Annotated in this window: 17 protein-coding genes, 1 tRNA gene and 1 pseudogene; 4 read left to right on the top strand and 15 right to left on the bottom strand. The window is 37.7% G+C overall.

Annotated features, from left to right (window positions below; translation table 11 throughout):
• The first annotated feature begins 136 nt into the window (after positions 1-136).
• Positions 137-2,047 (top strand): hypothetical protein, encoded by a 1,911-nt coding sequence (locus tag AC25JC_RS12010; RefSeq protein WP_486924105.1) that lies wholly within the window; start codon positions 137-139, stop codon positions 2,045-2,047.
• A gap of 424 nt (positions 2,048-2,471) precedes the next feature.
• Positions 2,472-2,921, top strand: coding sequence for a hypothetical protein (locus AC25JC_RS12015; protein ID WP_457904627.1), 450 nt, complete (start codon positions 2,472-2,474; stop codon positions 2,919-2,921).
• Positions 2,922-3,035: 114 nt separating this feature from the next.
• Here the strand turns inward: AC25JC_RS12015 and AC25JC_RS12020 are convergent, their stop codons facing one another.
• The 12 genes and pseudogenes from AC25JC_RS12020 to AC25JC_RS12075 form a co-directional block, all read right to left on the bottom strand.
• The gene (locus AC25JC_RS12020; protein ID WP_457904628.1) at positions 3,036-3,263 is read right to left on the bottom strand and encodes a helix-turn-helix transcriptional regulator; all 228 of its coding nucleotides are present in this window, start codon (positions 3,261-3,263) and stop codon (positions 3,036-3,038) included.
• Positions 3,264-3,359: 96 nt separating this feature from the next.
• Positions 3,360-4,289 (bottom strand): recombination directionality factor, encoded by a 930-nt coding sequence (locus tag AC25JC_RS12025; protein ID WP_457904629.1) that lies wholly within the window; start codon positions 4,287-4,289, stop codon positions 3,360-3,362.
• Positions 4,290-4,428: 139 nt separating this feature from the next.
• Positions 4,429-5,454, bottom strand: coding sequence for a YqaJ viral recombinase family nuclease (locus tag AC25JC_RS12030; protein WP_486924116.1), 1,026 nt, complete (start codon positions 5,452-5,454; stop codon positions 4,429-4,431).
• A gap of 155 nt (positions 5,455-5,609) precedes the next feature.
• A complete protein-coding gene (locus tag AC25JC_RS12035) occupies positions 5,610-6,656 on the bottom strand; it encodes a DUF932 domain-containing protein (RefSeq protein WP_457904630.1) in 1,047 nt (348 codons plus the stop codon).
• 242 nt (positions 6,657-6,898) lie between these two features.
• The gene (locus AC25JC_RS12040) at positions 6,899-7,522 is read right to left on the bottom strand and encodes a hypothetical protein (RefSeq protein WP_486924106.1); all 624 of its coding nucleotides are present in this window, start codon (positions 7,520-7,522) and stop codon (positions 6,899-6,901) included.
• A gap of 155 nt (positions 7,523-7,677) precedes the next feature.
• A complete protein-coding gene (locus AC25JC_RS12045; RefSeq protein ID WP_147250857.1) occupies positions 7,678-7,917 on the bottom strand; it encodes a hypothetical protein in 240 nt (79 codons plus the stop codon).
• A gap of 177 nt (positions 7,918-8,094) precedes the next feature.
• On the bottom strand, positions 8,095-8,397 hold the full coding sequence (locus AC25JC_RS12050; RefSeq protein ID WP_486924107.1) for a hypothetical protein: 303 nt from the start codon (positions 8,395-8,397) through the stop codon (positions 8,095-8,097).
• A gap of 9 nt (positions 8,398-8,406) precedes the next feature.
• Positions 8,407-8,691 carry a hypothetical protein gene (locus AC25JC_RS12055; RefSeq protein ID WP_457904632.1) on the bottom strand — a complete coding sequence of 95 codons (285 nt, stop codon included), beginning with the start codon at positions 8,689-8,691 and terminating at the stop codon, positions 8,407-8,409.
• Positions 8,692-9,379: 688 nt separating this feature from the next.
• Positions 9,380-10,552, bottom strand: a complete 1,173-nt coding sequence (locus AC25JC_RS12060) for a GTPase (RefSeq protein WP_486924108.1) — start codon at positions 10,550-10,552, stop codon at positions 9,380-9,382.
• A gap of 262 nt (positions 10,553-10,814) precedes the next feature.
• The gene (locus AC25JC_RS12065; protein ID WP_486924109.1) at positions 10,815-11,771 is read right to left on the bottom strand and encodes a YagK/YfjJ domain-containing protein; all 957 of its coding nucleotides are present in this window, start codon (positions 11,769-11,771) and stop codon (positions 10,815-10,817) included.
• 339 nt (positions 11,772-12,110) lie between these two features.
• A complete protein-coding gene (locus tag AC25JC_RS12070) occupies positions 12,111-14,768 on the bottom strand; it encodes a hypothetical protein (protein ID WP_486924110.1) in 2,658 nt (885 codons plus the stop codon).
• A 305-nt stretch (positions 14,769-15,073) separates the two neighbouring features.
• Positions 15,074-15,203: pseudogene (locus AC25JC_RS12075) on the bottom strand (tyrosine-type recombinase/integrase); the annotation flags it as partial.
• 633 nt (positions 15,204-15,836) lie between these two features.
• Here AC25JC_RS12075 and AC25JC_RS12080 point away from each other — a divergent pair.
• Positions 15,837-16,064 (top strand): hypothetical protein, encoded by a 228-nt coding sequence (locus AC25JC_RS12080; RefSeq protein ID WP_078190515.1) that lies wholly within the window; start codon positions 15,837-15,839, stop codon positions 16,062-16,064.
• Positions 16,065-16,253: 189 nt separating this feature from the next.
• A tRNA-Thr gene (locus AC25JC_RS12085) sits at positions 16,254-16,329 on the top strand.
• Between the two features lie 51 nt (positions 16,330-16,380).
• Here the strand turns inward: AC25JC_RS12085 and AC25JC_RS12090 are convergent.
• The 3 genes from AC25JC_RS12090 to AC25JC_RS12100 form a co-directional block, all read right to left on the bottom strand.
• The gene (locus AC25JC_RS12090) at positions 16,381-17,208 is read right to left on the bottom strand and encodes an SAM-dependent methyltransferase (protein WP_486924111.1); all 828 of its coding nucleotides are present in this window, start codon (positions 17,206-17,208) and stop codon (positions 16,381-16,383) included.
• A gap of 1 nt (position 17,209) precedes the next feature.
• Entirely contained in the window at positions 17,210-18,508 is a 1,299-nt protein-coding gene (locus AC25JC_RS12095; protein WP_180002759.1) for an FAD-dependent oxidoreductase, read from the bottom strand.
• Between the two features lie 431 nt (positions 18,509-18,939).
• Positions 18,940-19,818, bottom strand: a complete 879-nt coding sequence (locus AC25JC_RS12100) for a pirin family protein (RefSeq protein WP_078193173.1) — start codon at positions 19,816-19,818, stop codon at positions 18,940-18,942.
• Positions 19,819-19,970: the final 152 nt, after the last annotated feature.

The raw sequence follows: 19,970 nt of genomic DNA on the forward strand, positions 1-19,970 counted from the left end.
TTAAATGCTAGAATTCAGAAACTCAGAGTATTAAATAAGCAGTATTTACATTTAGTTAAGCTAATTCCCTAAAAATATTGACTTTAATCATCCTTATTTGACCAAAACAATATATAAATTGTCTTGAAAAAAATTTATGAAAAATTATATTCCATTCGATGCCACAGTCTTACCTTTTCTACAACTAACTAGTGAACAATTTGAGCAATATTGCGAATGGCTACTTCATAAAGACAAAGAATTAATCAATGCTCATCGTATTAAAGGAAATGGACACTATCAGGGTGGACTTGATATTTGTGCCAATTTTGTAAAATCCCCTAAAAAGCTAGCTGTATATGAATGCAAATGCTGGGGAAATTTATCAATTCAAGAACTAGATAAAACTATAAAAAAGTTCAAACAAAACGACTTACTCCCTAACATAAATAAATATGTAATTATCCTTGCGCAAGAAGAAGTACCTAGAAATATTTCGAAGAAATGGCATGAGATACACCAAGAACTACATGCTTTAGGAATTGAGTCCGAGTTATGGACAGCCGTAACTTTAACCACAATGTCACAACCCTATCCAGACATTGTTAGCAAGTTCTTTCCAATGGCTCCTGAAAGTCAGTTTTACAATGAATGGATGCTTAGAACTCACTTTATTGAGACATTACATAAAGCGTTAATTGATCCTGATGAAAATAATCGAGAAGCGGCTAAAGAATTTCTTGATTTCTCTTCATTAAATTATTCAGATTTTGACGAATCCTTTTTTGAGGATGGCAATTGGAAAATTAAAAAAAAGTGGATTGAAATTTCGGCTTTATTACCTACACAAAATCATGTCGGCTCTGCCACTATTACGGTCAAAACGCATGATGCTCATGGGGTAAGTGTTATTCTAGAAAACAAATGGTTGTTAGAAAATTTCTTAGGGAACTCAGGACAACCTATCCGCTCTCGGTATAGACCATTTTATATTGATAACCCATCAAATCAATCTGAAGTTATAGACTTACAAAACTGTCGTTTTAATCTACCAATCGAAGTTGTTCAACAAATTACAGAAGTCGCAGACAATCTTACTATCGCATACCTCGGGGCAATACAAAAAATTGAAGCTATATGGAAAGCTTATAATTTTCCTTTTATTTCATGGAACGGTCGAACATATGTTGCTTTATGTACATTGCCCAAGCAAATTTGGGACCTGATGATTAAGTTTACGAACGTTCATGATGTAGATAACGGAAACACTGAATGGCACATATTTTCAGCATCTCGAAATTTCATACAACTATATACTGGTGAAAAATATAAACCTGTAGAAGATGTTTATCACGGTATGTTTTGGGCAGAAAATATTGAAGATATCAACGATAAAGATGAACTTACCTTGTTATGGGAACCGCCCCTTAGCAAAATCCCTGTATCCGAAGAACAATGGTGGCCTTGTCAAACTTCTTTTGAATGGATAACTGAGAAACTTATTCCTGAAGCTATTAATTGGAATAAAAAGAAGAACTTTTTTTCCTACTTTAGTTACTCAAGAAATATCAGAAATTTAAAAGATCTAAAGGACTTTGGTTTCATGAGGGATATTCGTAAATTTGCGTTACTCAAAGATCATTACTATCGAAGTTTAGGTGTATTAAAAACAATCGAGACCTTGCAAGCTTTTTATATTTCCCCCAAAAGTAGCCGTGCCTATTTCACTACGAATGAGATTTCACAACTATATCTTTGTCTGATTTCTTTGGTCGAAAATGCAAAAGGCTATTTTTCTTATATCTCTTCAAAGCTTGATTTTTATAATGAAGAATTCTCAAATTTTGAGGAACTTCTTAATGCGCTTAGAGGTAGAGTAGAAGAAGAGATCTTTTTAATGAATAATCATGAAATTGAAATTATTTTCAGAGCCATGGGTGAATGTATCTATGGTGATGATTCATGGATAGATATCAAATTAACAGAGGAAATTTATTTAGCTCTTAAGCCTTTTTTAAAATTTCACGATCATCAACTACTTATAGATAGATATTCTAAATATATGTAAGTTACTAGAAGCAATCCTAATTTATTTTATCTTAAATTCTGAGGATTTCTACTTTATGACTTGATAAGCCTCGACCTTATAGGGTCTAGATTCATATTCAAGTTTTTTAATATGTTCCCTAAAATAAAATTATGAAACTCATCTTTGCCCATTTTACCACGTAGAGTATTGATAATAATATAAAATTTCATTTTCAATCCTTGGAGTTGTACTTGAGTCATGCTAAAGCAACCAATATCCTCTTTTTAGAATGAAGTTACTTTTACATAATTAACTTCTTTATTAAGTAGTATTCTTTTCAGTTATATTTATAGCGACACTCTGCGTCGTATTGATAAATAGACCCTATTGTTTTATTTCATTAAAAGACTATTTTGATTATAACGATTAGAAATATAGGTAAATCATGCTATTTGATAATGAAATGAATAAAGAATTACAGTCATTTTCTAGAAATATTTCTGCACAACTATTGTTAGGCGGGATAGGTTTACTATGCCTTTATCGTGCGGACACAAAATTAGGTCTTACGTGGTATCAGTTCCATAGCTTATACATCATTGGTTTTTTATTACTACTCTGGTCCATGTATTTAGCAGCCAATAATGCAGCTATTTTATACAATGACTATCGTGATTACTTATGGCGTCAAGGTGAAAAATTTGATCGTATATGTTTAATGAAGCACCCTCAAAAAGAAGATAATCTCTTAATAGATATCTCAGAAAGCTTTAAAGGCTTAAAGAGTGCATCTTTGATAAGAATTCGTCTAGAAGGCGCATTTATCTTACTGATTTGGTTCTTATTTGCATTTGTCTATATATTAGGCATCATGATTATTTTTTTACAACAAGCTAAGATTTTTAGTTTCTAAAAACTTGAAGTCTACCAAAATTCAACCTTTACTAAATATTAGGTCCTAGAATTTATATTGATGAATGGTAACTCTCAGCTTTTCTCAAAAAAAAGGGAGCTTTCGCTCCCAAGCTTATCGACTTTTTATCTTAGCTTCAATCCATTGATGAACTTCCAAAGCTACCCATCCAATGCGCGACTCACTTAAGCGAACTGGCTTTGGAAAAGTTGGATCATAGTACTTTGAATTCACTTTTATCATTTCATAAATTTTTGCTCGACTAATACTTGTAAACTCAATTACCTCATTAATATTAATAATTTGATTCATCTGAAAAGTTTGACCTGTGAACGCATTCATGATGTTGACTCCTGATCATTGATGCGAGCGGTGATTCGCTCAGATAATAGGTCAGTCCAATAAAATTTTACTGAGTCCAATCTTGTCTAATCCCATCTAATTCACAGCTCGTACATTCTGCTGTAAACCTTGCTGAATATCCTGCACAAAGCCCTCCCCCTGATGGAACTTAGGCTTTGCTTTAGCTTTTGAGTTAGGCTGTACTTGTTCAAACTCAACAAGTTCATCTGTATAAAACTCTTCAACTAAATCCAGCCCCTCTTCTAAATCCACCTCAAATCGTGCGTTGCCATAACCCTGCCGTGCCATCTGATCTAAAGCATGTTGGTTAAATCCTGAAGCTTTACTTTGTTGATCAATGTCCTTAGCTGTTTGAATAGCGTGTTGAAGGTTGACGCCATCCCTGAGCGTTAAATCCACGTAATACACAGGTGTACGGTAGCTTTGTGTAGTGGACTTGCCTCTCAGGGTGAGTTGTAAGGGTAGGCATGAAAGCAAGCCATTTGATGCCGCATGGTAATAACTGAGTCTTGCTGCCAAAGTACGAATGCTATTAAAACCCGTGGTTCTAAAAATGAATGTGCCGAGTTCATCGGACTCATCTAAATTGACATGCAAACGCCCATATGGCTTGCAGTTGCCGCCTTGTGCCATTGGACATAGATCAGGAGATGGACATGAATGTTGCTCAATCCCTTGATGGGTCAATCGTTGACAGGTTTCTCCATTTCCTACACACACGGGGCGCCCTGTCTGACGGTCAAATAAACTGTACTCAGCCCTCAAGTTAAGCTCTGGATCGTTAAAGATCATACGAACTGGGATTGAACGGAGTTTTTGATTGGGTGCTTTGGCTCGAAGCTGCTCATCCAGTGGATGTTTAATCCACCCTTCTTTGCCTTGAATTTGACTAGTAATAGTAAATTGGTCATCCTTTTCAGGGATACGTTTACCGTTCTTTTCGACAACCTTGCCAATACTGATTCGCCCTAGAATAGGCGGTGTGATGGCTAGACCTTTAATCATGGTGTTTTCCTCTTCTGTTTAAATAAGTTTCTGTGTTTGCTTAAAATGAAATTGATATAAAAAATCCCATGCTGAGGCATGGGATTGTTGAGTGGAGCTTGATTCGCCGCTTATGAATTGCACTTAGGCTAAAGCAGCTTCAATCATCTTTGCTGTAGATATTGAAACGTCGTGAACCTTGTTTAGTTTGTGGGAACTGGTTGAGGTATTCAGGGTGTGATTTGAGTAAGGCTTTACTGTCTAAACTGATCGAGTCTTTAGCCTTTTTCCATGTCACTGAACCATTAGTGAATGTTGCACGTTCGGCATCTTGCATCTTGGCCTGAAGTTGATGCTTCAGCAGATCGAACTGCTCCTGATGCTTGTCAATTTGGCTTCGAGCTTGAAGCAATTGCTCAAACTGTTGATTGGCTTGCTCATCTTCGGATAGATCCGTGGTACTGAGAGGTACATGTTCTGGATAGAGGAGCTGTAAGGCTTTAGCTGCCGATTCACTGGCATCGGCTTCAGGTGGCGTATCCTTTTCCACACACTCCCAGAAGTAACGCTCTGCATTAATGATGTGTTGAATCACTGACTCTGAGCGTGTCACTTTAAAGATACGGGTTTCATGTCCACAGAGTAAAACACAGATATGCGCGGCTTTCTTGCCTGTCACGGCCAGTTGGTGTTGTACCTGACAGAGGACGTATAACGGTACACCGTCTCTCCACAGCTTGGCTCCATATTCCCCTGCAGTTTTACATTCCAGAATTTGTACTTCTGCACTCCCCACGACTGAGTAATCCAAGTTAGCCAACATAAAATGTTTGTCTGGATCAGGGTGTTGTAACACGGCATTGACACGACGGACTTTGCTGTTGGTATGCATGCTGTAGTATTCAGCCACTAAGGGTTCAAGCTGTTTACCCCAATATAAAGGTGCATGCCCTTCACTTTCATCTTCGATGCTTTGTTGAATTCGTCCTGTTTTGATCATCCATAGTTCGAGCATCGACATATAGGGATTAAGGCCACAGGCTGCGGCACAATCACTGCTACCGATGCCTTGTCTACGGATTTCTAGCCATTCGGCTTGACTCATACTTTTGGTGTTCACAAGACGTTTGGCACTGAAGAAACGTGGTGCAATAAAAGGTTGAGTTTTTATTGCTGTGTTGGTCATTACAGCATTTGATGAGTTGGAAATATTTAAGTGACTATTCATTATTTAATTCCTATATTCATTAAATTTCGGGCATAAAAAAGCCACATCCGAAGACGTGGCTATAGGTGTATTTGAGCGTTAGGTCAGTAAGTGAGTCTGGTCATTGATGAGGCTCAGGCAATCATGCGCAAGGCTTGTTCGAGTCCACGTTGTTTTAAACTTGCACCTGCACCAAACCATGCGGAATCCAGACGGTGATCCTGACTCATGGCTCGACGTTCGTGATCGCAAAATTCGGTGATCGAGCACAGCAAGCCATAAGCGGTGTCTTTGGCTGAACTGAGTTCTGCTCCACGCCCCTGCCCATTAAACATGCTCATGACTTTGGACATGGCACGGCCATTCGGTTCAGTCTTGTTGTCAGCTTTAGTGGCTGAGGTGGCTTGTGTGGCGACATTACGATAAAACTGGATAATACTGTCGTCCTGCTCGATTGGACTTAAGCTGGTATTGTTAAACACCGCATCAAAATACGCTGCTGCTTCGGTCTGCGTCACTTTACGCTGACTGAGTTGTTTCATTTCATACATGTGTTCATCCCATGTACGGACTGAAATACCCAATTGCTGTTTGATTTTCTCAGCATCGAACTTGGTGCTGTGCGGGACTTTGACCACGCCTGCACTTGAGCTTTGTCCTTTCAGGGCAATGGCTAAAGTGTTGTTACACACCACACGGATCGAGGTGAATTGTGCTGTAGTCGCTAGGGTTCCATCACAAGCAGTCGCTAAGAGAATATAGCCATTACTGACATCTTTACCCTTTAAGGCTGAAGTCTGTCCTGTTCGTGCCAATGCCCAGAACTTCTTCCCACCTTTGAGTACACCTGCGGTTTCCAATTCAAAGCCTGATTGTTCGGTCAGATCACGATAAAACTCTAAGATCTGTTTCGGTTGCACTTCCTGATAACGTTGACTGACCACAGACAGTGGTGCATGGGTATCGGAACGGTATAACACCCGTTGTTCTTCATAGGGCATGATGATGCTTTGCCCTCGTTCATTCTGCGCCATATAGCTGACATTGGAAGATTCAATGCGCCAGTCCATGCCTGCTTGTTGTGCCCAGACTTCAATCGGTTGGTTTTGTGTGAGTTGGTTGCCTAAGCCATGCCAAGGGGTTTCGCCTACATAAGCCATTTGTTCAATTTGATGTGCCATACGTTTTGTCCTTCTAAACAAAAAAGGCTGCTGGCCCCCATTCCTTAATTGGAATGAAGTCCAGCAGCCTGATTCAGATTGGTCTTGTGAATGTGCTTATTAAGCCTTATGTAATTGGCTCAACAAACTCATTCAGTGTATTGATTCATCTTTATGTTATATAAGTGAAATTTCTTTCAATCCACGCAAAAGCCTCAAACACCTAGCCCGTGGTTCATGCCCCTGAAGATACCGTCTTGAGCTTATTGTGTGGTCATCACAATTTCTCGACCATCCTTCAATACGGCAACCACCTCTCGGACATTCCGTGGATCACAATTTAAAAAGAAGCGCATGGTTTTACCGTACAGAATTGGATTGGCACCATCACGATAATCGGCTTTACAGTTACCACGGTTCACCACCACTCGATCCAGAGTAATGCTGTCAGAGAGCGAGATTAAATGTAGATAGGCTGTTTCCACCACGTTGTTCGGGCCAAAGACCTGATTCTTGATTTCAATGCGGTATTGCATGGTCGCATCGCCTTGGTCAGCGGGTGCTTGTTGTGCTTCCTTCTCCGCCTCCTGTCTGTTCAAGGTTTCCCACTCATCCCAGCCTTTGGCAATGAACTCTCGTATTTCCTCGACAGGGGTCACTTCCAAATTACTTAAGTAAAAGCCTGCTGTACTGGCAGTTTCTTCACTTGGTGAGTTTTCTAAAGCCTCTAAATCCTGTATTTCTTTCTCGGTCAGTTTTTCAGCTTTGACCGCAGCTTTCGTTTCTTCAGTTTTAGCAACCGCATTCTGTGCATGTGCTGCTTCTGGTTGCTTTTCACAACCCACTGTGAGCATGGCAATGGTTGCCCACATCATGATCTTTTTCATTTTATTTCTTTCCCCCTATTCCCAATAATGCTGACAAGATGGCAAAACAGATGAGCATGAGAAAAAAACTTGGCCCTAACCAAATCAACAAAATGACGATACCAATACACCACAAAATTAAGGACATCATCTATCTCTCAAGCTGTTGTATTGAATCAATACTGAATATTAGAACCATCAAATAACGCTGAACCTTGAATGGACAATCGGCCTGCCTCATCTTGGATTAGTACCGCTTTCTCTTTCACCTCTTGACCCGTTTCGGACTCAAGATCGTAGCTACAGGCAAAGATGGGGCGCTTTTTTTCTTCAGGGAAAACGTAGCCTTCCTGACTACACTCGATATTGGATACCGATTTAACTTTTGGGTTTAAGCTTGCGTATTGGTTGTACAAGCTCTTTATGTCCTCTTCTTTGAATGAACCTTCACCGCATCCCATTAAGAATACTGGGACAGCCAGACAGACATAGAGCAATTTATTGATTTTCATATGGATTCACTTATTTCTTCTAAAGCGTAAGATTGGATAGATTTTTTCCATTCTTTAATTTCTGAATGGCATTGCGTTGTCTTAACGATTCATACACTGTTGGTAATATTTTTCTCTAAACATTTGCTTGGTTGCATCAAAGGTTGCCAATCCGCCTCGTTCATATTCAAAGGCATCATGAATGATGGGTCTCAGCTGTTCACGTAGCGCTTCATTATTTCCAGCCAGAAAGAATGTCGCATTGGCGATTTGTCCTTGCTTCAAACGTACATCCATGACGGTTTCAGCAACATCCGCTTCTTCCTGACAGGCTTTTTCCTTTTCTGATGTACAGCCTGTCAGTAAAGCAATTGCGACGATCAGTAGTAATTTATTCTTGAGCATGTTCTGTTCCTACCCTCTGCATTTACCAACGGAATAACCTCTGGCAAAGTCCAGACGTCGTACATCGTCTTCACTGGTCACAGGCACAGTAAAGAATGGCTTACCGTATTGTTCACGGATGGTGTCATAACGACAGCCACAAGATTCTTCACTGCTTACGGCAGTTTTAATGGCTGAGTTTGGATACATACACTGTTCAATATAGGCTTTGCGGTCTTTGGCATCCGTCGATGAACAGGCAGATAAAACAGGTAAAAGGCATACAGCAAACATGCTGAATGTTTGAATTTTCATGAAGCTCCCCTCTAATATTGTTCTGTATTGAAATCAAAATTTAAGACACAAGGATGCATGCTCCCTAGTGAGGAAGATGTGCAGATATGAATAAAATGAGACGAATAAATCCCATCAACTGCTTGATGAAAAGTCAGTTGTTTGAAATAGAATTCAGTACAGTAAGGGGATGATTTGAATGACCATGATGGACTCCTTGTTTAAAAGAAGAACTACCACATCACTGCTAAATAATGGTGGCAGAACGAAGAGGGTTAGCAGACTGGTACACAAGGATCCAGCACGCGCAAGCGCGTCCCCCTCCGTCCTACCATAGAAAAAAGGGGGACGTGAGGATCCAGTACTAAAAATCTGACTTTTTAGTACTCTTGTGTATAGGGTCTGCTAAAACCCACTGGCAATGTAGGCCAGCATGCTAAGAATAATGGTGAGGGCAAGTTAAGTCAATTCAGATGGTTATGGATACGGCTTATTTTGTATGTCTATATTTATTGATTACTTAGAGTACTTTTAACTCTACTTCTAAACTTAAGCTTTACTTAGAAAAATCATGGAAGAATGATTAAATATTAGACGTGTAACGCGACTAAGCATAAAAAGCCATTCTAGCGTCGAACACCCTAGAATGGCTTTAATTAAGTTAAGATATAGCTATTAATCTTAGGTAGTCGAGTGGAACAAAATCATTTTAATATTGTTCACCAATATAGAGCTTAAGAGCAAGGATAGCTTTTTCTTCAGATTCATTAATTAGCTTTTCAGCATAATAACTCGTCATTTTATATCCAATTCCAGCGGCAATCGCCTGCCCCACTAAAGGCACCCACGAACTAAAACTTTTAGAAGCCTGTGCTACAGCCAATTTAGGCAAAATCTGTTTAATTCCAGCCTCTGTAGCATATTGAGCTAACCATTTACTAATTCCCTGAATCGTTCCATGAAGCTTACCGTTCTCTTCACTTTTTTCAATATAGTCCGCAATACTTGAATCAACTAGGCCATAACTTTTTAGAACTGTTTGAGTTAACTTAACCAAAAGTCCGACATCAAATGCAACATTGACACCCAGCACTGGGTTTAAGCCATTCGCAGCTGATAAATACGCATATCTTTTAGCAACTTCAGTTATCGTTTCTCGCTTCGCTTTAATAGCTTCCTCGCTATATGCTGCGGACTCACTAATGAATTTTCCCTTTTTTATATTAGGTAAATTTTCAGAAATGTCTTTTATTAATCGAGCCGTGTCAAAATGTGCAATCTTTTTAGGCTTAGACGACACTAAATAAATTTTTGAGATATCAGAAACATTCGTATTATGAATCATATCGTTTAAAACCATTTCTATAACTTCATCTCTAGAAAGGTCATTATCTTCGGCACCATCTCGTACAGCATCATCCATCTTTGTACGTACTAAAAAAATAGGCTTTTTAAGTTCATTCGTAACGTAATTAAAGAGCTTAATATCAGCTTCATAAAAACGGTTTGCTGTCACTAAAACAATGGCATCAAACTCAGACAATTTCATGTCATCGACGTAAGATTCAAAAGGAAAGTTAGCTGTACCACAACCTGGCAAATCAACTAAAATAATTCCATTCTCTGTCTTATATTCTTTTGGCTCCATTGTTGTTTCAACAAAGCCTACAGGAGCGATTTTCGATCCTGCAATTGCATTAATTAAAGAAGATTTACCTGATCCACTTTGACCTGTAACGGCAATTTTGACTTCTGTATTTTCCCACAAATCTACTTGGGCCTTAATATTATTAAGTACATCCTCAATAGAGCTTTCTTTTGTCGAAGAATTGTTAAACATCTTCTCGTTAATAACATTTTGTAAAGTTTCAAAAATACCCACTTAAAATTCCTCTATTTATGAGTTATAAAGTCATATGATTATCAATTAATCAAACTAGAAAAAGAAGATCGTACGAATAATTAACGACATATTTTGTCGTACAAATTCTCTTCATTAAACTCAATAAATCTTACAAGAAATTCTTTTACAAACAACAACCATATGCTGCCTTTAGGAATTGGAGCAAGTATCCCCCAATTCCTCAGAATACAAAAAATAGCCTTTTGACTCGTAATGTATAAGTCAAGAATTTTGACTTAAGCTATTTTTTGATCCCTCTACGCTTGGTATTTTCAAACTCTCCATGCCCAAAAGTTTGCATATCTTTTATGGCTTTCACTCGAAGACGTTGTATGTCCTTTTCAGGCAAGGTCAAATAATTGATCACCGAGAGTAAATGCTCCCAATCACTCTCTTTATTCCTTGTGACCATCCCTAGCCCAATTTCACAACCTGCCATACGCAACTTATGAATGTACTCCTTACTATGAGGGTTAAAATAGCAACCATGCCCTTGAGTAATCTCTTGCCATTTCTCCCCTATACGCTGCGCATAATAAGAGCCTTTCTGTACTTTCGTACCATCATAAATGAGTAACAGATGGGCATGATACCCACCATTGTTTTCCGTTGATTGTTCCAACGCCCAAGCATAACCATGTAGATATTGAAAACAGGTATCTTTATTCGATAAACGATTCCGCATCTTTTCAAAGTGCTTGTAGAATTGCTCTATATTAATCTGGCCCTTTGAATCATTTTTGTACGCGAGATCTACTCTGACTATCAATAACTTAGAGTAATGATGGAAAAGCTTACCAATATAACCTTCTAAGCTTTCCGTGTTGTTTTTTTCTTGTTGAGCAAATTGATACAACTCATCATGGATTCGATGCTTAGATGCTTTAATTTGTTTTTCAAATTCCTTCAACTGTTCTAGTTTAAGCTGAAGCACAAAATCATAATTATCTGCATTAGGGTTACAAAAAGGGTCATAACGCATTGAATCTATTTCTAGTTTTAATGCCACAAAAACAGCGTTGTAATCACTATAGTGATGATCCACATCATAGATATGTTCAAACTGCTCTAGTAGCTCCTTAAAAACTGGTTTAAATGCGTCTTCAAAACCTACGACCATAATATTGCTAATAAAACTCTCTACTGCGATTAAGATAGCTGGTTCAGAAAGACGATTGAATGAAGGTATTGATGTCATGGTGTCTCCAAAAAATATTTTTCACCATGTCATCAGTCAGTTGAGTATTTATTTACGAGTACATATGTACTCGTTCCTGAGTACTCTCACAGTCTCCAGTACAGTATTCTCTGTAAATGATCTGTGAGAAGTAGCATCATGAAAGAAAGATTGTAGCGATTGATTGAATTCTTTTTATAGTCAGTATCTTATTAATCGAAGAGTTAGGATATCTTAATAATATAAGATACCAACTAAGCCTGCTACATCACAAACTAGAAATACCCATAAAATCCTACTTTGGTTAATAGTAACAACTACTAAATTATGGGAATTTCTTCATCAGCAGAGAAGCTAAAGTTAGCTTACTCCACTATCACTCTTTGCTTTCGATTTCTTGTTTCTAACCACTGGTACAACTTTTTCCATAGGCATTTGATTGTCAAATAAATTCGTTAAATACCGACTCATGCTTAACTTATGTGTTGAACCAGATGATACATCCTGTAAAAAAATAGCCTGTGAAATAAAATAGGGAATAAGATGTGAAATCACTGATTTTTCTACTGCGGCTTTATGATTTCTAATGTAAAGATACTTCACAGCCAAACTCTCATGCTTTGGAATAAAGTCTATAAAGCTGACTAGTTTTTCTAGATCAGAATTGCTCGGTTGAACTTTACATTTCTTCATTGCAGCGTTAGCAGATTTAACCCAAAGTTCTTCAACTTGCTCACTTAGCCATTTTTGATCTTCCGCTCCATTAGAATTATCAAACATCAGTAGAACATCTAGTGTCTCATGTTGATTTTTTTTACGACAGATTACAATATGTTGGACATCTTTGAATTGCCTATTCTTTCCAGATAACCGTGTTTTAAACGCATTGAAAATAGCTGTAATCCCTAATTTGTCGTGCAATGAGTAGGGTAGGCTAAATTTGCATCTCATAAGAACTCGCTCTTGATCAAAAGCTTTTCGCCATGGTTTAACATCTGCGTACTTCAAATGTTGTAAATTAGGCTTTATTTTTTGTTCGTATTGTTTTGCCAATACTCGTGCTTTTTTCATCAAGTCATTTAAAGTTTGGATTTGTTCCTGATGCATCACTACTTGCGAAATATTACGATGCTCTTCTTCTACAAAATAGTATTCAAAAAGGTTAATCACCAAATCCCAGTAATCTGATTCAATATTTATTGCTCTTAATTTATTTGCAATTTGTTGGGTATAAAAATTATAAAATAATACAAGGTACTGGCTCCCAACTGTAGACAGCCCTTCAGGGCTACAGTTCTGTTGGGGCTTAACGGTGAAAAACGGATTTGTCGAATGTAATAGATTGTCAATAAAACATTCAAACTGAATCAAGAACTTTAAAAGCTCTTCATCAAGTATAGTGTTGCCATAAAATATTTTAGCCCACATATGTCTTTGTTTATTATTTATCTTGGTTTTGACAGCACCATTTTTTTCATCAGCAACATAATCAATAAAATCCTGCATTGTGCATGGAGTTGATGAATGTATGACTTCATCTTGCGATGGCGCCCCAACTTGGATTTCCAAGCTCTTTCCAACTTTTTGTTTTTCAAATTTTGATTTTGGCTCAGGTAATGCAACTGAAGCCAAAGGCATAGCTTGCGTAAAATCACGCTTATTGTTGTAAAAGGCATCTTCTGGATCACTACATCTTCTCTGTGGCAGATCAGCAGCTTGAATATTCCTTTGTACCACTTTGGAATTGAACTGCTCAAGCTGACGAGTATTGCTATTTATTTTCGGGCTAGTATTTCTTACCAAGTGAACTGTAGCGATTTCCGTTTTTTGTGCATCAGTATCCTTAACCCAACATTTGATTGAAGGATGCAAGTTTTTATTATGATGAGAAAAATAAATATACTTACTTGAAATGAATAAATATTTAACTCCCCAATACTCTAGCAAACGTAAGTCTTCTTTTGTAAAAGAAGCGTCAATTTTAAACTTTAGCTCAGGAATAAGTTTCATTAATTGATTATTCCAGTTAGTTAATCTAAATGAAATATTTTGAAAACTCTCAATATCTGATTTTATTTCCTGCTCAATTCTATCAATTCTATCTTCTGAAAAAGGCTGTTCCATCAAATCCCGATGGTTTCTTATCTTTTCTAATTCTTTTAAATATTTAGCTTCAAGATAATTTTTTGCTCTTGTCTTATCTGCCAATAAGCCTTTCAAACTTTCATTAAAACTCGCCAACCAAGATTGTTCAGTTAGAGCTATAGAACTAAGCAGAGTGACTGTATGAAATCTATAACCATAAGCCCCATCATCTTCCAACTTTATATATGCGCGTAAGACATCTGTATGCTGAGAAAATATCGTGACTAAAGCTTCTTCAATAATAAGCTTTAAAGTCGTTGCTCGCTCCAACCATCTATCTGAACAATTATCTTCAAATCGGGATGTTTCAATCTCAATATCAAATGCCAAAAAATATGCGTTGTCTGTTTGTTTTAAAAAAGAATGTAAATCTTTAAATATTGTTTTGTGGTCATCGTTACAATCAAACCTCTCAGGTTGTTTAGCCAACAATTTAAGCTCGTCTCGAGCTGAATGTATATTCCTGAGAAAAGCATTAATTTCAGCCTCATCTTTTTTATTCTGAGTTAATTGTCGATAGTCTTTTAACTGAAGCTCAGTGTAGAGTCTTCGGCACTCTTTTGAATATTCGGTTATACCAAAATTTAAAAATACTTCAGGATCAATTTTAAGATTTTCCAATACATTCTTAAACGTACAGTAATCAATTTCATTTGAGGGTATTCCCTCATTTTCTGCTGCCATTAACCGACCAAAATATATCTCACAATTTCGATACCATCGAATCAATTCCAAAGAATTAGAAACTGGTTGCTTTACGTTGTAGTAACCATCTTCATCATAAATTGAATGCGAATAACGAAGTTCCATTATTTTAAATAAATCACCACTTTGTACCAAAGCAGCATTGGGAAAATAGGTAGTATTAGACATACAACACCAACGTAAGCTATTGTTTTATAGATTCATAATGACTCATTTACTAATTTTTTACTACAGCAAATTTTAACTTTTAATACTGCATTTTTTAATTAATACCACAGCAAATTTGATAAGTTACAACAATCATTGCACTTATTTACAACAGACTAGACAAGCATCTCCCCCCAATAATTCAACAAGACATAAACAAAAAAATCCCTCTTATACCATATTGGTTTAAGGGGGATTTCAGTCTATTCAGGCTTTTATTAATAATTTCAAAATTCCATCCATGTCTTCAACTGCTCTCCATACCATTACATCATTCGCACACGCTCTTCCCAATACTGCGCACGGTTATAAGCAGAGCGAATTCTATTCTGCTCTAGATGAAACCAACAGACGTTCAATCCATTCTGGAATTAATAAATTTGACTCTCTTAATAATTATACAAAGCAATAAAAAGCTCACTATTGGCATACAATCAATTAAACGGTTATTATACGACCAATTAATACACCTCTAAATTGAGCTAACTCTATCATTATCTATATGGGGGTAAAATTGGGGGTAGAAACAAAAACATGCTATATAAATATATTTTTATTTCAATAACTTAAATTAATAATGCGACTCCCTCTTTCACCGCCAGAATAAACTGCAATGCCAAGCAGAATGAAGGTCTAAATTGATAAAATTTAGGCCTTTTTTAATTTTATTGTTCTCAATATTAAATATTCCCCTAATTGATCTTCTATTTGTTTAGCTCAATAACTTCACAGTATTTAAGTCCTGATTGATAGATTTAAATCACACGTTTTTTTCCTAATGCACGACTTATGGATTTTTTATTAGCAGTAAGAAAGACACGTTTATTTACAAATACAAATTTTATATTCTAAAGACAATTACTTAAGCCTATGCTAAAAATTAATCATCCTCTCAATATAGGCACTATTCAAAAAATTATTCATTAATTTAAACATCATAGAACTGAAACGCGATTGCGGTACTTTTAACTTGATCAACGAAAAACTTAAAAAACACCTTTCATATATCACTGCTATTCCGGAGAGAACATGAATAACAGCCAGAATTATGTTAAGCAGATCAAGAACGCCAAACGTGGTGGCTATACCCCAACCCTTGCCAAAGACATAAATAAACATAAAATTCAAAAAGCACAGCGTCTGATTGACGAATGGCGAAAGCTCGCCAATGAACTCCGCCCCCAAATGCAACTGGAGATGGCATATACACTTGAAGAATGCGCACAGGATCTAGACCAAATTTTAAGAATGAAATAGCACCCAACGTTCATCTATCCTACTTTTTCGCCCACATCTTGTGGGCGAAACATTGCCTAATTTTATTTCTCTGGTTTTAGAGCCAAACATCGGTTGAATGCTGAATAAATCAAACGTATAAATTACATTCGATTTGCTGTTTTTTTAACTTGCACCACTTCAAAAAATCTGTAGAATGCATTCCACAACGCCGGCATAGCTCAGTTGGTAGAGCAACTGACTTGTAATCAGTAGGTCCACAGTTCGAATCCGTGTGCCGGCACCATTTCTTAGCCTCGCTTTTTAGTGAGGCTTTGATGTTTTTAGAGCCGCTCTTTTATGGCTTCCTCGCGCTAATCTGCACATAACGAATCAGCCCGTCTCGATACAACTTTTCGCACAATTTTGCCGTCATCTTGATTTTGAATTGATCCACATGACTCAGGCTCATCTGACTTTTTTGTTCTTGAATATAATCGGCAAAACCCTGAAATACGAATTCGCTGATATCTTCAATCTGGATATTTTCGAAACCTGCCTGTTGCACTTGGTGTTGTAAATTTTGCTTTGAATTTAAATTTTTCAAATTCACATCTGCTGCTTTCAACAGACTTTGATATTTCAGTCGCTGTAATGAATTTAAATTCAAAAACGCATCGGACAACATTAAATAGTGAAAAGCAAAGCGTCCTTTTGAATTCAAAACATTAACAACTAATAAAAGCAATAAATTCAAATCACTATGATACGCAGCATCAATACACAGTACGGCATCCATACAGTTTTGTGGATAAATATTTTTTAAATTCAAAAATGAATCTTGTTGTATTTTGATTTTTGAATTTAAATTTTTTTGGATTTTTTCCACACATTCGGTTTGCAATTCGACTGCGGATAAGTTTTGAATTTGAAAATGTTCCATCCAAAAAACCAAGCTCGCGCCCTGCCCACAACCAAGGTCTAAAACACGATCTGTAGATTTTAATTGAATGGATTCGGCAAGATGTAAAGCGAGTTTTTGACAGGCTGCAGGATAGGATGATTTTGCATCATCCCAATAGCCCAAATTACTCCAAGCAAGCTCCGCATCATCTCCGAGTAGTCGACTGTTAATCGCATATTTATGGCTAGGAATATAATGACGAATTGCTTGAAGCCATTTCATGTTAGTAACCGAGTTGAGGGGCAACCTCCACTTTAGGTTTTAAACCTACAAACGGCAATGGTGCACCAAAAATTTCTGCAATATGCATAGCAGACGTTACCGCAGATTCTAAAATCGGCAGACCGTCACAAGACCATGAGCCACAGAAGAAGACTTTACGCTCAGGCGATAAATGTCGTTGCTGTAACTCTTTATTCAGCGCCACCGTATGTGAATCCACCACTGCGCGTGTCAAACTGACCGAAGAGATCACTTTTTTAGGATCAATCGGTGTCACTGGCTGCCAAGTTTGGAACACTGGAGTTTTACCCACCAAGCTCGGCTCAATGGAGTTCAGCCACACGGTAAATTGCTGACGGGTAAATTTACGGTCCATCATATAACTTAGTACAGACCAATCTTTACGCTTCGGCGGCATCACCGTTTGATCAGTGTGAATCACCAACTGACCTTGCTCAAATTTAAATTTCTTTAAGAGCTCAATATCATCAGCAAACTGAGTAGAATCTAAAAATTCTTCCGTTTTGGTGGTTGGTGTCGCAACAACCACGCGATCGAATAGATGATGTGCACCGGCCTCAGTTTCCACCAAGACTTTATCGTCTTGCTCGAGCACTTTGGTAATTGCCGTACCACTTTGAATATTTAAACCTTCAATCAGTTTATCAACCAACGCAGGTGTACCACCTTGGATACGCAGCAAGGCATCACCATTGGTCAATTGACGCAAGAAAATCAATAGTGGTTTCGCAGGCCATTCGCCAATCGTTTTCGGGTTACAGGTGCAAATGGTATACAACACAGGCATGACCGCACCATGCCAAAATACTTCTTCAATTTCATTTTTATTAATGAACTCGGCAAGCGTGATGTCCTGATTTTTTGATTTAAAAAATCGAGTGATCGCGGCTTTGAGTTGCAACATCCCTTTGACTAAACGCCAGCCATATTGTTGTAAGCCTTTACGGTTATTAATAATTGGGAAATTACCAATACGGCTACGACTGGTGGTCAACCACGTTTCTGTACGATCTTCAAATAGCCAACTGCATGCCATATAGGTACGGACGGGGAAGGTTTTAATCCCTAAATGGGTCGCCAAACTTAAGGTATTTTTCCAGAGGTGTGGATTCATCACACGCAAAGGGGCATCGATCAAGCCGCCTTCAAACTCAGTGCTGTGGCTATCCATACCACGACCAGGCAGAGCTTCGAAAATTGTAATGTTATGCCCTGCGTCTTTAAGAATTCTTGCGGTAGCCAGCCCAGCCATGCCACTACCGATGACTGCAATTTCCAATTTTCTTTTCCATCTATAAAACACAGTTTAAAAGTATGACTGATCAGAACTTAAAAATAGCTATTAAAAAATACCAGATTCGCACTTTTTGTATGGATTTCAGTACAGCCGTTTTTAATTTAAATTTACAAATATTTACAGTCAAAAAAACACACAATTTAAGCTTTGTTTTTTAACCATATTTTTCTTTAAAATTTTAATTACTCTATAAAACCAAACAATTAAATTAACCATTTTTATAACTTTCGGTTTACTTTAAAGCCAAGTCTCGCTAAGATGCGCCACATAAGAAAGTGATAAATTCATCACAATTTATAAAAAGTAAAATGATATTTAAATCATGACAACTATAAATACTACAGCGCTTAATAAAAAAGCCTCTGACTGTTCAGAGGCTTTTTTTTCGGCTATTTCAATGTCATGAATTTCGCTTAAGCTTCATGCGCCACTGCAATTTCACCAAATTTTCCGTTATTGAAATCATCAAAGGCTTGAATGATTTCAGCTTTGCTATTCATCACAAATGGGCCATAACCTTGAATCGGCTCATTTAGTGGCTCACCGCTAAGCAACAAAAATTGTGTGTCCTGCAACGCTTGTAGCTGAATGGCGATATCGTCTTTGGCAAACATGACCATCGAACTGTCTTGCACTTTATGGCTTTCATTCACCACAACCTCACCCTTCAAGACCACCAAAATGGTGTTATGCCCTTCAGGTACATGTAAGGTGGTTTCATATTGAGCTTTCAACTCACCATCCCAGACATTCACTGGACTAAAGGTCTGTGCTGGCCCAAGGTGACCACCCATTTCACCGGCAATCACCCGAATATGGCCTGCACCTTCATCCATGTCTATGCGTGGAATATCTTGGCGCGTGATCGCTTGATAACGAGGCTGAGTCATTTTGTCTTTTGCCGGTAAATTCACCCACAATTGAACCATCTCAAAAAGACCACCTGCTTGAGCAAATTCAGGCGAATGAAATTCTTCATGTACCAAACCCGAACCTGCGGTCATCCATTGCACATCGCCCGTTTGAATTGTGCCACCACCACCACTTGAGTCTTTATGAGTCACTTCACCACTGTAGGCGATAGTCACGGTTTCAAAACCACGATGTGGATGTGAACCCACGCCATGCTGTGCAGTGGTGGGATCGAACTGATAAGGTGCTGCATAATCCAAAAGCAAAAATGGGCTAATCGCCTGACCTAGACGATCATAGGAAAATAAGCTTTTGACTGGAAAACCATCGCCCACCCAGTGCATTTGCTGATTACGATAAACACCAATTACTTTTTTCATTTCTTAGCTCCTATATTCATACGATAGGATGAACATAGCGCTAATTTTAAACTTTGAAATACTTACTGACCATCATCCAGATAGCATTCTATATCTCAAATATAGAACAATAATCAGTAATACAATCTAAAATTTACTCAAAAACAAGCATT

The sequence above is a fragment of the Acinetobacter sp. P37 genome (assembly GCF_057480965.1).

Coding starts and splice junctions, on each gene's coding strand:
- AC25JC_RS12050 (WP_486924107.1), bottom strand. CDS start 8,397: ATGCTCAAGAATAAATTACTACTGATCGTCGCAATTGCTTTACTGACA.
- AC25JC_RS12020 (WP_457904628.1), bottom strand. CDS start 3,263: ATGAATGCGTTCACAGGTCAAACTTTTCAGATGAATCAAATTATTAAT.
- AC25JC_RS12015 (WP_457904627.1), top strand. CDS start 2,472: ATGAATAAAGAATTACAGTCATTTTCTAGAAATATTTCTGCACAACTA.
- AC25JC_RS12100 (WP_078193173.1), bottom strand. CDS start 19,818: ATGAAAAAAGTAATTGGTGTTTATCGTAATCAGCAAATGCACTGGGTG.
- AC25JC_RS12030 (WP_486924116.1), bottom strand. CDS start 5,454: ATGACCAACACAGCAATAAAAACTCAACCTTTTATTGCACCACGTTTC.
- AC25JC_RS12010 (WP_486924105.1), top strand. CDS start 137: ATGAAAAATTATATTCCATTCGATGCCACAGTCTTACCTTTTCTACAA.
- AC25JC_RS12090 (WP_486924111.1), bottom strand. CDS start 17,208: ATGAAATGGCTTCAAGCAATTCGTCATTATATTCCTAGCCATAAATAT.
- AC25JC_RS12035 (WP_457904630.1), bottom strand. CDS start 6,656: ATGGCACATCAAATTGAACAAATGGCTTATGTAGGCGAAACCCCTTGG.
- AC25JC_RS12070 (WP_486924110.1), bottom strand. CDS start 14,768: ATGTCTAATACTACCTATTTTCCCAATGCTGCTTTGGTACAAAGTGGT.
- AC25JC_RS12080 (WP_078190515.1), top strand. CDS start 15,837: ATGAATAACAGCCAGAATTATGTTAAGCAGATCAAGAACGCCAAACGT.
- AC25JC_RS12065 (WP_486924109.1), bottom strand. CDS start 11,771: ATGACATCAATACCTTCATTCAATCGTCTTTCTGAACCAGCTATCTTA.
- AC25JC_RS12055 (WP_457904632.1), bottom strand. CDS start 8,691: ATGAAAATTCAAACATTCAGCATGTTTGCTGTATGCCTTTTACCTGTT.
- AC25JC_RS12040 (WP_486924106.1), bottom strand. CDS start 7,522: ATGAAAAAGATCATGATGTGGGCAACCATTGCCATGCTCACAGTGGGT.
- AC25JC_RS12025 (WP_457904629.1), bottom strand. CDS start 4,289: ATGATTAAAGGTCTAGCCATCACACCGCCTATTCTAGGGCGAATCAGT.